The organism is Kitasatospora sp. YST-16 (assembly GCF_026802215.1).
GTDB classification, from domain to species: Bacteria; Actinomycetota; Actinomycetes; order Streptomycetales; family Streptomycetaceae; genus Kitasatospora; species Kitasatospora cineracea.
Window position 1 is genome coordinate 1,771,491 of the sequence record NZ_CP113837.1, and the last position, 12,391, is coordinate 1,783,881.

Genomic DNA, 12,391 nt, shown 5'->3' on the forward strand with positions numbered 1-12,391 from the left:
GGGTGTCCTCTTCGCTGCGGGCGGGGCTGGGGGCATGATCAGCGTAGGCAGCGGGGGTGGGCGGGCGCGCGTCGGAACGCGGCCGCCGGGGGCCGGTTTCCTGCGTGTTCGGACGGGGGCGCGCAGGAAAGCTGCGTCGGACGGGTCAGATGAGTTGGGAGAGGACCACGGAGGAGCGGCTGCGCTGGACGCCGGGCTCCTTGCGGATGCGTTCGATGACGGCTTCGAGGTGCCGGGTGTCGGCGGCCCGCAGGTGGACGAGGGCGTCGGGGTCGCCGGTGACCGTCCAGGCGGCGGCGACCTCGGGGAACTGGCGCAGCGAGGCGAGCAGTTCCTCGGGCGAGGTGCGGGCGCGGCAGTAGACCTCGACGAAGGCTTCGGTGCGCCAGCCGAGCAGGGCGGGGTCGAGGACGACGGTGAAGCCGCGGACCACGCCGCGCGCCCGCAGCCGGTCGATCCGGCGGCGGACGGCGGTGGCGGAGAGGTTGGTGAGCAGCCCGATCTCGGCGTAGGAGGCGCGGCCGTCGCGGCTGAGGTGTTCGAGCAGCAGGCGGTCGGTGTCGTCGAGCGCCGCCTGGCCGAGGTCGGGCGGCCTGGGGGTGTTCATGCGCCCTGCCTCGCTTCGCTCGGCAGGCGCTTCGCACACGCGCGCTTCTCGATGGTGCGCTCGCTGCGCTCGCTCATGGCGGGGCTCCACGGTGGTGCGGGTGAGGGTGGTGAGCCGTGGGAGGAACGACTCTGCGGGCCCCATTGTCGCGGACGGCCGGAGTCCGGTCAGTCCACCAGCAGGACGATCTTGCCGCGGGTGCGCCCCTCGGCGTTGAGGGCCTGGGCGGAGGCGGCCTGGCTGAGCGGGAAGGTGGAGGCGACGGGGACGGTGAGCAGGCCGTCCTCGGCGAGCCGGGCGACGGTGGCGAGGTCCTCGGGGTCGGGGCGGGTGAAGACGTAGCGGCCGCCGCGGGCGGTGACGGTGTAGTCGACGACGGAGGCGATCCGGGCGGGGTCCTCGACCAGGCCGAGGGAGACCTCGACGGCCTCGCCGCCGACCAGGTCGAGCGCGGCGTCGACGCCGTCGGGGGCCAGCGCGCGGACCCGGTCGGCCAGGCCGGGGCCGTACTGGACGGGTTCGACGCCCAGGCCGCGCAGGAAGGTGTGGTTGTGCTCGCCGGCGGTGCCGATGACCCGGGCGCCGAGGGCGGTGGCGACCTGGCAGGCGACCGAGCCGACGCCGCCGGCCGCGGCGTGGATCAGCACGGTCTCGCCGCGGCGCAGTCCGAGCGCCCCGACCAGGGCCTGCTGGGCGGTGAGCCCGGCGGTGGGCAGCCCGCCGGCCTCGGCCCAGTCGAGCGCGGCGGGCTTGCGGGCCAGGGTGCGGACGGGGGCGGAGACGAGTTCGGCGTAGGTGCCGCTCTCGATGACGTCCTTGCGGACATAGCCGATCACCTCGTCGCCGGGGGCGTACTCGGTGACGGCGCCGCCGACGGCCTGGACGACGCCGGCCAGGTCGAAGCCCATGACCAGCGGGAAGTGGGAGTCGAGGACGCCGTCGAGGTGTCCTTCGCGGATCTTCCAGTCGACGGGGTTGACGCCGACCGCGCGGGTGCGGACGAGTACGGTGTCCGGGCCGACCTTCGGGTCGGGGAGTTCGGTGTACTCGACCACGTCGGGGCCGCCGTAGCGGTTGATCACGATTGCCTTCATGGGTCCAGCCAACCGGACGGGGAGGCGGGTCCTCGCGTCGGAAGCCTCCATCCCGGTGAGCGGTTCTCGTCACATCGACAGAACGGCCATCGTCAGACTGACGACAACCGGTTATCATAGATAGCGTCAGATAGACGAGAAGGCTGGTGTTGATCCGGCCGCACCAGGAGGGCAGCCGCCCGTGACCACCACCACCGAGACCTACGGCACCGACCCCGCGCCCTCGCCGCTCGCCCTGCTGCTGCTCGGCCGGGAGGCCGACCCGAACAGCGAGCGCGGCGTGGAGTGCCCCGGCGACCTGCCCGCCGCCTCCGACCCCGACCTGGTGGCGCGCGCCCGCGCCGCGAAGGAGAAGCTCGGCGACCGGGTCTTCATCCTGGGCCACCACTACCAGCGCGACGAGGTCATCGAGTTCGCCGACGTCACCGGCGACTCCTTCAAGCTGGCCCGGGACGCGGCGGCCCGCCCGGAGGCCGAGTACATCGTGTTCTGCGGCGTGCACTTCATGGCCGAGTCCGCGGACATCCTCACCTCCGAGCGCCAGCAGGTCGTCCTGCCGGACCTGGCGGCCGGCTGCTCGATGGCCGACATGGCCACCGCCGAGCAGGTCGCCGAGTGCTGGGACGTGCTGACCGAGGCGGGCGTCGCGGACGCCACCGTGCCGGTGTCGTACATGAACTCCTCGGCCGACATCAAGGCGTTCACCGGCAAGCACGGCGGCACCATCTGCACCTCGTCCAACGCCAAGCGCGCCCTGGAGTGGGCCTTCGAGCAGGGCGAGAAGGTGCTGTTCCTGCCGGACCAGCACCTGGGCCGCAACACCGCGGTGCTGGAGATGGGCATCTCGCTGGACGAGTGCGTGCTCTACAACCCGCACAAGCCCAACGGCGGGCTGACCGCCGAGCAGCTGCGGAACGCGAAGATGATCCTGTGGCGCGGGCACTGCTCGGTGCACGGCCGGTTCAGCGTGGAGTCGGTGAACGAGGTCCGCGAGCGGATCCCGGGCGTGACCGTGCTGGTGCACCCGGAGTGCAGGCACGAGGTGGTCACCGCCGCCGACCTGGTGGGCTCGACCGAGTACATCATCAAGGCGCTGGACGCCGCCGAGCCCGGCTCGAAGTGGGCGATCGGCACCGAGCTGAACCTGGTCCGCCGGCTGGCCAAGGCGCACCCGGACAAGGAGGTCGTCTTCCTCGACCGCACCGTGTGCTTCTGCTCGACCATGAACCGGATCGACCTGCCGCACCTGGTGTGGGCACTGGAGTCGCTGGTCGAGGGCCGGGTGCCGAACGTGATCACGGTGGACGCCGAGACCGAGAAGCACGCCAAGGCCGCGCTGGACCGGATGCTGGCCCTGCCGTAACGATTCGCCCCGCGCCCGCGGGGTCGGGCGCCACACGTGACGAGAGGGCGGGCACCCCGGAAGGGGTGCCCGCCCTCTCGTCACGTGTGGCGCCCGAACTACTCCGGGAGGCCGGGGATCAGGCCGTCGCCCTCGTCCCGCAGCAGCTCGCGGACCTGCTCCAAGGACGCCTCGGCGTCCGGGAGGATCAGGTCCGACGGCTCCAGCGACTCCGGCGGAAGCGGCGTGCCGACCTCACGGACCGCCGCGAGCAGGCTGCCGAGCGCGGCCCGGAAGGCCGCCTCGTCCCCTGCCTCGACGGCCTGGAGCAGCTCGTCGTCCAGCTGGTTCAGCCGGTTCAGGTCACCCTCGGCGACCTCGAACTGCCCCTCACCCAAGACCCGCATGATCATGCTGGTGCGTCTCCCCTGCTGCCGGGCTTACTTGTTGTAGTTGATGGTCGGCGGCGGGGTGTCGTTCTTCCCCTGCTCGATCGCCTGCGGCTGGGAGGCGGGGGTGCCGCCGGTCAGCTCGGCCTTCATCCGGGCCAGCTCCAGCTCGACGTCGCTGCCGCCGGCCACCCGCTCCAGCTCGGCCTCGATGTCGTCCTTGCGGCCGAGGCCGCTGGCGTCGTCGAGCGCGCCGGAGGCCAGCAGCTCGTCGATCGCGCCCGCGCGGGCCTGCATCTGCGCGGTCTTGTCCTCCGCGCGCTGGATCGCCAGGCCGACGTCGCCCATCTCCTCGGAGATGCCGGAGAAGGACTCCGCGATCCGGGTCTGCGCCTGGGCCGCGGTGTAGGTGGCCTTGATGGTCTCCTTCTTGGTGCGGAAGGCGTCCACCTTGGCCTGGAGGCGCTGGGAGGCGAGCGTGAGCTTCTCCTCCTCGCCCTGCAGGGCCTGGTACTGCGTCTCCAGGTCGGTGATCTGGGACTGCAGGTTGGCCTTGCGGCTGAGCGCCTCGCGGGCCAGGTCCTCGCGGCCGAGGGACAGCGCCTTGCGGCCCTGGTCCTCGTACTTGGAGGACTGCTGCTGCAGCTGGGTCAGCTGGAGCTCCAGGCGCTTGCGGGAGGTGGCCACGTCGGCGACGCCCCTGCGCACCTTCTGCAGCAGTTCCAGCTGCTTCTGGTAGGAGTAGTCGAGCGTTTCGCGCGGGTCCTCCGCCCGGTCCAAGGCCTTGTTCGCCTTGGAGCGGAAGATCAGCCCCATACGCTTCATGATTCCGTCGCTCATGGGCCTCGATAGCCCCCTTCTTCGGGCCTGGGTTTGCGTCTCGTGACAGGTCGAGTGTATGCGCGGCGGGGTCCCCGGCGCAGTGCACCAGCCTGCAACAATGCTGCTACGGCGGACGGCCGTTCGGCATCGTCCTCAGGATCGATATCGGTTCGCGTCCGGGGGCGCGCCGGAAAGCCGCCGGTCAACCCGTACGCTGGGAGTGTGTTTCGACGCCGCTCTGATGAATCCGCCGCCTCCTCCTCCACCGTCACGCTGACGAAGGAGGCCGAGAAGCAGGCCCGCGACCCGCAGGCTCCCAAGGGCCGGCCCACGCCCAAGCGCAGTGAGGCCGAGGCCCACCGGAAGACCCGGGTCTCCGTCCCGAAGGACCGCAAGGAGGCCGCCAAGCAGGCCCGCGAGCGGATGCGCGCGGAGCGCGAGAAGCAGCGCACCGCGCTGCTGGAGGGCGACGAGCGCGCCCTGCCGCCGCGCGACAAGGGCCCGGTGCGGCGCTACGTCCGCGACTTCATCGACTCCCGCTGGGCCGCGGCCGAGTTCTTCCTGCCGTACGCGGTGGTGGTGCTGGTGCTCAGCATCACCAAGGTCAACTACCTGCAGCTGCTCTCCACGCTGCTGTTCATGGTCTTCTTCGTGGTGGTCATCCTGGACTTCGTCCGGATCGGCCTCCAGCTGCGCAAGGGCCTGGCCACCCGCTTCCCGAACGAGAACACCCGCGGCGCGGTCATGTACGGCCTGATGCGCACCCTGCAGATGCGCCGGCTGCGGCTGCCCAAGCCGATGGTCAAGCGGGGCGAGCGGCCCTGACCGCGGAAGCCGTCCCGCCGTACTGGGCCCCGCCCGCGCAGCAGCCGGTCGGGGCCCTCGGCGCACCGGGCGTACCGGCACAGCACGGGTACGGGGCGCCGCAGGGGCGGCACGGACGGCTGCCGGCCCGGGGCGGGCCGTACCACAGCGGGGCGGGCGAGTGGCTGGAGCGGCACGGCGGGCTGCACAACCTGGTGCGCCACGAGCTGGTGACCCGCCAGCTCGCCGAGCAGCTCACCCGCGGCATCGCGCTGCGAGTGCTGGACGTGGGCTGCGCCGAGGGCACCCAGGCGCTGCGGCTGGCCCGGGCCGGGCACTTCGTCACCGGCATCGACCCGGACCCGGCCACCCTGGGCCTGGCCCAGCAGGCGCTGTCCGCCGAGCCGCCGGAGGTGCGCGAGCGCGTCCAGCTGCTCACCGGCGACGGCCACCAGGTCGGGCGCTGGTTCGGGCCGCGCAGCTTCGACCTGGTGCTCTGCCACGGCACCCTGATGTACCTGCCGGACCCGGACCCGATGCTGGCCTCGGTGGCCCGGATCCTGGCCCCCGGCGGGCTGCTCTCGCTGCTGGTCCGCAACGGCGACGCGCTGGCCATGCGGACCGGGCTGATGGGCGACTGGCGGGCCTGCCAGGAGGCCTTCGACTCCACCCGCTACACCAACCGCCTGGGCCTGCCCGCCCGCGCCGACCGGCTCGCCGAGCTCTCCGGCACGCTGGCCGGCTTCGCCGTCCCGGTCCGGCACTGGTACGGGGTGCGGGTGTTCACCGACACCATGCCGGACGAGGCCGCCCCGGTCGACGGCCGGCAGCTCGCCCAGCTGCTGGACGCCGAGGAGCGGGCCGGCCGGCAGGACCCGTACCGGCAGGTCGCCGCGCTGCTGCACGTCGTCGCCGGGAAGTGACGCCGGGGGCGGGGCGCTGACGGGGCGTCAGGCCTCGTGCAGGCTCATCGGGTAGACGTCCCGCCCGTCCTCGACCAGGACCACCCGGTCCACCCCGTCCTCCAGCAGCGCCTTCCACTCCTCGCCGATCCAGGACTCGGCGTCCCCCTGGCTGGAGAACTCCTCGGCGCCGTTCGCCGGCTCCACCACGGTGCCGTCGCTCTTCTCGTACCGCCAGGTCCACACCATGCCGGGCTCCTCCGCGAATCGTGCCACTGGGATCGTGACGGTAGCGTGCCCACCCCGCGAGGGGGCGAAGCTCCGTCCGGCAGGATGATCGCATGGCACTCCCCCGCACCCTGCTCCTCGGCGGCGCCCGCTCCGGCAAGTCCACCCATGCCGAGCGGCTGCTCGCCGACCGTTCCGACGTGCTGTACGTGGCCACCTCCGGGCGGCGGGACGGCGACGCCGACTGGGCCCGGCGGGTCGACCTGCACCGGGCCCGGCGGCCGGAGACCTGGCGGACCGCCGAGACCTGCGAGCTGGAGGCGGTGCTGGCCGACGACCGCGACCGGGCGCCGGTGCTGATCGACTGCCTGGCGCTGTGGCTGACCGCGGTCATGGACGAGCACCGGGCCTGGGAGGACGAGGTCTGGCTGGACGGCGGGCAGCGGGCGGTCGAGGAGCGCTGCGCGGCCCTGGCCGCGGCCTGGGCCGGGACCGCCCGGGAGGTGGTCGCGGTCTCCAACGAGGTCGGGATGGGCGTGGTGCCCGCCACCGCCGCCGGACGGCGCTTCCGGGACACCCTCGGGCGGCTGAACATGGCGGTGGCCGACGCCTCCGAGCAGGTGCTGCTGGTGGTCGCCGGACAGGTGCTGACCATCAAAGCGGTGTCCGTGTAGATTGCCGACCGATGGACACCACCGTGGATCTCGACACTTTCTCCTCGCTCGTCGAGCGGCCCGACGAGGGTGCGCGACGCGGCGCCGAGGAGCGCTGGCAGCAACTGGCCGTGCCGCGCGGCGGCCTGGGCCGGCTCCAGGAGCTGGGAGCCTGGCTGGCGTCCGCCCAGGGCGAGGCGCCGATCCGCCCGCTGACCGGCGCCCGGGTGCTGCTGTTCGCCGCCGACCACGGCGTCGCCTCGCTCGGCATCTCCACCCTGCAGCCCCGCGGCGGCACCGCCGACCGGGTCCGCGCCGTGCTCGACGGCACCGCGCCGGTGGCCGTGCTGGCCCGCCGCTACGGGGCGGACGTCCGGGTGGTCGACATCGCCGTGGACGCCGACCCGAACGAGTTCCCCGAAGAGGTCGTCCGGCACCGGGTCCGCCGCGGCTCCGGCCGGATCGACGTCGAGGACGCGCTGACCGCCGAGGAGGCCGCCCGCGCCTTCCGGGCCGGCATGGCCGTCGCCGACGAGGAGGCCGACGCCGGCACCGACCTGGTGCTGCTCGGCGACCTGGGCGTCGGCTCCACCACGGTGGCCGCCGTACTGATCGGCGCGCTGTGCGGCACCGACGCCGCCGCCGTCACCGGCCGCGGCTCGGGCGTCGACGACCGGACCTGGATGGTCAAGTGCGCCACCATCCGCGACGCGCTGCGCCGGGCCCGCCCGGTGCTCGGCGACCAGCTCGCGCTGCTCGCCGCGACCGGCGGCGCCGACTTCGCCGCGATCACCGGCTTCCTGCTGCAGGCCGCCGTCCGCAAGCTGCCCGTCGTGCTGGACGGGGTGGTCTCGGCGGCCTGCGCGCTGGTCGCCCAGCGGATCGCCTTCCGGGCCCCCGAGTGGTGGCGCGCCTCCGCGCTGACCGGCGAGCCCGCCCAGGCCAAGGCGTACGACCGGCTGACCCTGGCACCGCTGCACGAGGCGGGCGTCACCATGGGCGAGGGCGTCTCCGCGGTGCTGGCCCTGCCGCTGCTCCAGGCCGCGGGCGACACCCTCGCCGAGCCGGCCGCCGTCCCGAGCGCCAAGCCGCTCCCGCCGCGGGCCCCGGCCAAGCTGCCGACGGCGGCGGACCTGCTCGACCGCTACTGACCCCGGTGGGCAACGAGCACGCCCAGCAGGGGACGGGGCAGGAGTCGGAGGGCGCTGTGTCTTCGCCTGCCGGTTCGGCGCAGACTGCCGCGGCCCTGACGGGGCGTCCGGTCGGGGGCGGGCTCAGGTTCGCGTTCGGGACGTTGACGGTGTTCCGGGTGCGGGTGGAGCGGTGGGACCGGGGGGCGGGCGGGGTGGCGATGGTGCTGGCTCCGCTGGTCGGGCTGGTGGTGGGGGCGTTGGCGGGGGGCGCGGGGGCGCTGGTCGCGTGGCGGGGCGGGGCGTTGCTCGGCGGGGTGGCGGTGGTCGCGGTGGGCGCGGTGCTGACCCGGGGGCTGCACCTGGACGGGGTGGCGGACGTCGCGGACGGGCTGGGCAGCGGGAAGCCGGCCGGGGACGCGTTGCGGATCATGAAGCAGTCGGACATCGGCCCGTTCGGCGTGCTGACGCTGCTGCTGCTGATGCTCGCCCAGGTCGCGGCGCTGGCCGGGCAGTTCGCGGTGTCGCCGGGGCGCGGTGCGCTGGCGGCGGTGGTGGCCGCGGTGGCGGGGCGGGCGGCGCTGGCGTGGGGGTGCCTGCGGTCGGTGCCGGCGGCCCGGCCGGGCGGGCTGGGGGCGATGGTGGCGGCCACCGTGCGGCCGGCGGTGGCGGTGGCGGTGACGGTGCTGGTGGCCGCGGTGGCGGCGGCGGTGCGCTGGCAGTCGGGGGTGGCGGTGCTGTGCGGGGTGCTCGCCGCGGGGGCCCTGCTGCGGCGGTGCGTGCGGCGGTTCGGCGGGGTGACCGGGGACGTGCTGGGTGCGCTGGTGGAGACCTCGGCGACCGCGGCGCTGGTGGCGCTCGCGCTGGTGTGAGCGGGCGTCCGCCCTGTTCCCGTACGCGAACTCACGCACCGTCACGGTTCGCGGCGGTTCGTGCACGGGGCAGGCGGGGCGGCGCGATCCCAATATGCGGACTACCATGCGGTGAGCACCCTGGCCCTGCGCCCCGTTTCGCCGCGGAGTCTGCCTGGGTTTTGCCGGTCGGCAACGGAGCCGTCACCGGCTGTGGACCGCGAAAAGAACAGGACGCATTTGTCGTGACTGCACTGTCTGTGAGCACCTCCTCCGCCGTGAGCCTGCGTGCGGATGCCCTGGTGATCGGTGTGGCGAAGGGGCCCAAGGGCCTGGTCGTCGCTCCGGGCGCCGAGGCGGTCGTCGAGGCGTTCGAGGGCAAGCTGGCCGAGGTCCTCACCACCCTGGGCGCCACCGGTGCCGAGGGTGAGGCGGTCAAGCTTCCCGCTCCGGCCGGCGCCAAGGCGCCGCTGGTGCTGGCCGTGGGCCTGGGCGCGGCCGCCGAGGGCGCGTACGGTGCCGAGGAGCTGCGCAAGGCGGCCGGCACCGCCGCCCGCACGCTGGCCGGTTCGAAGAAGGTCGCGCTGGCGCTGCCGGCGGTCTCGGCCGACGAGGTCGAGGCGGTCGCGCTGGGCGGCCTGCTCGGCACCTACTCCTTCGGCAGCTACAAGGCCGAGGTCGCCAAGGCCCCGGTCGCCGAGCTGGTGCTGCTGGTGGAGCGCAAGGGCTCGAAGGACGCCAAGGTCGCGGTGGAGCGCGCCGCGGCGATCGGCGAGGAGATGAACCGGGCCCGCGACCTGGTCAACACCGCCCCGAACGACCTGAACCCGAAGTCCTTCGCCGCGATCGCCCAGGCGGCCGGCAAGGAGCACGGCCTCAAGGTCGAGGTGCTGGACGAGAAGGCGCTGGCCAAGGGCGGCTTCGGCGGCATCCTGGGCGTGGGCGTCGGCTCGGCGAACCCGCCGCGGCTGGTGAAGGTGGCGTACACCCACCCGAAGGCGAAGGCCTCGCTGGCCTTCGTCGGCAAGGGCATCACCTACGACTCGGGCGGCATCTCGCTGAAGCCGGCCGGTCACAACGAGACCATGAAGTGCGACATGGCGGGCGCCGCCGCGGTGTTCGCCGCCGTGGTCGCCGCCAAGCGGCTGGGCCTGCAGGTCAACGTGACGGCGTGGCTGGCGCTGGCGGAGAACATGCCGTCCGGCTCGGCGACCCGTCCGGGCGACGTGCTGCGGATGTACGGCGGCAAGACCGTCGAGGTGCTGAACACCGACGCCGAGGGCCGGCTGGTGCTGGCCGACGCGATCGTCCGGGCCGGCGAGGAGCAGCCCGACGTGATCGTCGACGTGGCGACCCTGACCGGTGCGATGGTGCTGGCGCTGGGCACCCGCACCTTCGGCGTGATGGCCAACGACGAGGCGCTGCGCACCCGTCTGCACGAGACCGCGGGCGCGGTGGGCGAGGCGTCCTGGCCGATGCCGCTGCCGGCCGACCTGCGCAAGGGCATGGTCGAGTCGACCGTCGCGGACCTGGCGAACATGGGCGAGCGGATGGGCGGCGGCCTGGTGGCCGGGCTGTTCCTGCAGGAGTTCGTCGCCGAGGGCACCGCCTGGGCGCACCTGGACATCGCCGGCCCGGCGTTCAACGAGGGCGGCGCGTCCGGCTACACCCCGAAGGGCGGCACCGCGAGCGCGGTGCGCACCCTGGTCCGCTTCGCGGAGGACACCGCCGCGGGCAAGTGATCCGACGCGTGGGGCCCGGCACCGGTGGGTGCCGGGCCCCACGCGCATTACCAGCCGGTAGCACTCGATACCAATTCGAGCCGGTGTTCGCCTCCGGCGAAAATTGATTCCGCAGGGCGGAACCAGCCTGGTGAAGACCCCCGGACGGAGTACCTCCGCTTGCCGTTTTCCCGGCCGTGAGCTGCGACGATACCTCCGAGAACGGGTCATACCGCCGAGGCGCGGGCCGCACCGGGGGCGCCCCGGGGCACCCGCCGACGCCACCTGCCGCCAACAAGTGCAAAGATGTATTTCCGGCACGACTGGGCGCCTTACGAGGGCACTCACCCACCGGACCGCGACCGGCCCGGCGATCCGCACCTTTTGCATGGAGGACGTGACGTGGCGAACGACGCCAGCACCGTTTTCGACGTAGTCATTCTCGGAGGCGGAAGCGGCGGTTACGCCGCGGCGCTCCGTGGCGCCCAGCTCGGCCTGAGCGTCGCGCTGATCGAGAAGGGCGAGCTGGGCGGCACCTGCCTGCACCGCGGCTGCATCCCGACCAAGGCGCTGCTGCACGCCGCCGAGGTCGCGGACGAGACCAAGGAAGCCGCCGAGTTCGGTGTCCTCGCCACCTTCCAGGGCATCGACATCAACGGCGTCCACAAGTACAAGGACGACGTCGTCGCCGGCCTGTACAAGGGCCTGCAGGGCCTGGTCGCCTCGCGCAAGGTCACCTTCATCCAGGGCGAGGGCAAGCTCTCCTCGCAGACCTCGGTGGACGTCAACGGCCAGCGCATCGAGGGCCGCCACATCGTCCTGGCCACCGGCTCGGTGCCGCGCTCGATCCCGGGCCTGGACATCGACGGCAACCGGATCATCTCCTCCGACCACGCGCTGAAGCTCGACTACATCCCGAAGTCGGCGATCATCCTCGGCGGCGGCGTGATCGGCTGCGAGTTCGCCTCGGTCTGGAAGTCGTTCGGCGTCGACGTCACCATCGTCGAGGGCCTGCCGCACCTGGTGCCGCTGGAGGACGAGAACTCCTCCAAGCTGCTGGAGCGCGCCTTCCGCAAGCGCGGCATCAAGTTCGAGCTGAAGTCCCGCTTCTCCGGCGTGGAGTACACCGAGAACGGCGTCCGGGTCTCCACCGAGAACGGCAAGTCCATCGAGGCCGACGTGCTGCTGGTCGCGATCGGCCGCGGCCCGGTCTCGGCCGGCCTGGGCTACGAGGAGCAGGGCGTCGCGATGGACCGCGGCTACGTCCTGGTCGACGAGTACCTGCGCACCAACGTGCCGACCATCTCCGCCGTCGGCGACCTGGTCCCGACCCTGCAGCTGGCCCACGTCGGCTTCGCCGAGGGCATCCTGGTGGCCGAGCGGATCGCCGGCCTGAAGGTCGTCCCGATCGACTACGACGGCATCCCGCGGGTGACGTACTCCAACCCGGAGGTCGCCTCCGTCGGCCTGACCGAGGCCAAGGCCGTCGAGCAGTACGGCAAGGAGAAGGTCGTCACGCTCAAGTACAACCTCGCCGGCAACGGCAAGAGCAAGATCCTCAAGACTGCCGGCGAGATCAAGCTGGTCCAGGTCAAGGACGGCGCCGTCGTGGGTGTCCACATGGTCGGCGCCCGCATGGGCGAGCAGGTCGGCGAGGCCCAGCTGATCTACAACTGGGAGGCCCTGCCCGCCGAGGTCGCGCAGCTCATCCACGCGCACCCGAGCCAGTCCGAGGCCCTCGGCGAGGCCCACCTCGCGCTGGCCGGCAAGCCGCTGCACGCGCACGACTGATCGCGCCCCCGTCCCCGTTCATTCCTGTACGCAAGACTTGATAGGAGTCGCTGGAAC

Annotated in this window: 13 protein-coding genes; 8 read left to right on the top strand and 5 right to left on the bottom strand. The window is 73.0% G+C overall.

All coding sequences use genetic code 11. The features are described 5' to 3' along the window. Positions 1-145: 145 nt before the first annotated feature. Both OU787_RS08040 and OU787_RS08045 read right to left on the bottom strand, forming a co-directional pair. On the bottom strand, positions 146-607 hold the full coding sequence (locus OU787_RS08040) for an Lrp/AsnC family transcriptional regulator (protein ID WP_268658925.1): 462 nt from the start codon (positions 605-607) through the stop codon (positions 146-148). A 167-nt stretch (positions 608-774) separates the two neighbouring features. Beyond that, entirely contained in the window at positions 775-1,701 is a 927-nt protein-coding gene (locus OU787_RS08045) for an NADP-dependent oxidoreductase (protein WP_268658926.1), read from the bottom strand. Between the two features lie 181 nt (positions 1,702-1,882). Between OU787_RS08045 and nadA the strand changes: the two genes are divergently transcribed. After that, a complete protein-coding gene (gene nadA, locus OU787_RS08050) occupies positions 1,883-3,064 on the top strand; it encodes a quinolinate synthase NadA (protein WP_268658927.1) in 1,182 nt (393 codons plus the stop codon). Between the two features lie 98 nt (positions 3,065-3,162). On the opposite strand, the gene pspAA is transcribed toward nadA, so the two are convergent. Together pspAA and OU787_RS08060 are read right to left on the bottom strand one after the other, a co-directional pair. Further along, positions 3,163-3,456, bottom strand: a complete 294-nt coding sequence (pspAA, locus tag OU787_RS08055; RefSeq protein ID WP_030460957.1) for a PspA-associated protein PspAA — start codon at positions 3,454-3,456, stop codon at positions 3,163-3,165. Positions 3,457-3,483: 27 nt separating this feature from the next. Next, a complete protein-coding gene (locus tag OU787_RS08060; protein ID WP_081966988.1) occupies positions 3,484-4,272 on the bottom strand; it encodes a PspA/IM30 family protein in 789 nt (262 codons plus the stop codon). 204 nt (positions 4,273-4,476) lie between these two features. Here OU787_RS08060 and OU787_RS08065 point away from each other — a divergent pair, with 204 nt between their 5' ends. Together OU787_RS08065 and OU787_RS08070 are read left to right on the top strand one after the other, a co-directional pair. Then, positions 4,477-5,079, top strand: coding sequence for a DUF3043 domain-containing protein (locus OU787_RS08065; RefSeq protein WP_030460955.1), 603 nt, complete (start codon positions 4,477-4,479; stop codon positions 5,077-5,079). Between the two features lie 191 nt (positions 5,080-5,270). Further along, positions 5,271-5,981: a class I SAM-dependent methyltransferase gene (locus tag OU787_RS08070; protein WP_035955682.1), complete on the top strand. Its 711-nt coding sequence runs from the start codon at positions 5,271-5,273 to the stop codon at positions 5,979-5,981. Positions 5,982-6,008: 27 nt separating this feature from the next. On the opposite strand, the gene OU787_RS08075 is transcribed toward OU787_RS08070, so the two are convergent. Continuing rightward, complete coding sequence (locus tag OU787_RS08075; protein ID WP_030460953.1) at positions 6,009-6,209, bottom strand: hypothetical protein; 201 nt, start codon at positions 6,207-6,209, stop codon at positions 6,009-6,011. Between the two features lie 92 nt (positions 6,210-6,301). Between OU787_RS08075 and cobU the strand changes: the two genes are divergently transcribed. The 5 genes from cobU to lpdA all read left to right on the top strand — a co-directional run bounded on the left by cobU (position 6,302) and on the right by lpdA (position 12,334). Beyond that, the gene (cobU, locus tag OU787_RS08080) at positions 6,302-6,862 is read left to right on the top strand and encodes a bifunctional adenosylcobinamide kinase/adenosylcobinamide-phosphate guanylyltransferase (protein ID WP_051817084.1); all 561 of its coding nucleotides are present in this window, start codon (positions 6,302-6,304) and stop codon (positions 6,860-6,862) included. 11 nt (positions 6,863-6,873) lie between these two features. Then, positions 6,874-7,992, top strand: coding sequence for a nicotinate-nucleotide--dimethylbenzimidazole phosphoribosyltransferase (locus OU787_RS08085; RefSeq protein ID WP_268658928.1), 1,119 nt, complete (start codon positions 6,874-6,876; stop codon positions 7,990-7,992). Between the two features lie 56 nt (positions 7,993-8,048). Further along, entirely contained in the window at positions 8,049-8,843 is a 795-nt protein-coding gene (locus OU787_RS08090) for an adenosylcobinamide-GDP ribazoletransferase (RefSeq protein ID WP_442788437.1), read from the top strand. Between the two features lie 224 nt (positions 8,844-9,067). After that, positions 9,068-10,564, top strand: coding sequence for a leucyl aminopeptidase (locus tag OU787_RS08095; RefSeq protein ID WP_123556321.1), 1,497 nt, complete (start codon positions 9,068-9,070; stop codon positions 10,562-10,564). A gap of 363 nt (positions 10,565-10,927) precedes the next feature. After that, entirely contained in the window at positions 10,928-12,334 is a 1,407-nt protein-coding gene (lpdA, locus tag OU787_RS08100; protein ID WP_106973967.1) for a dihydrolipoyl dehydrogenase, read from the top strand. Positions 12,335-12,391 lie beyond the last annotated feature (57 nt).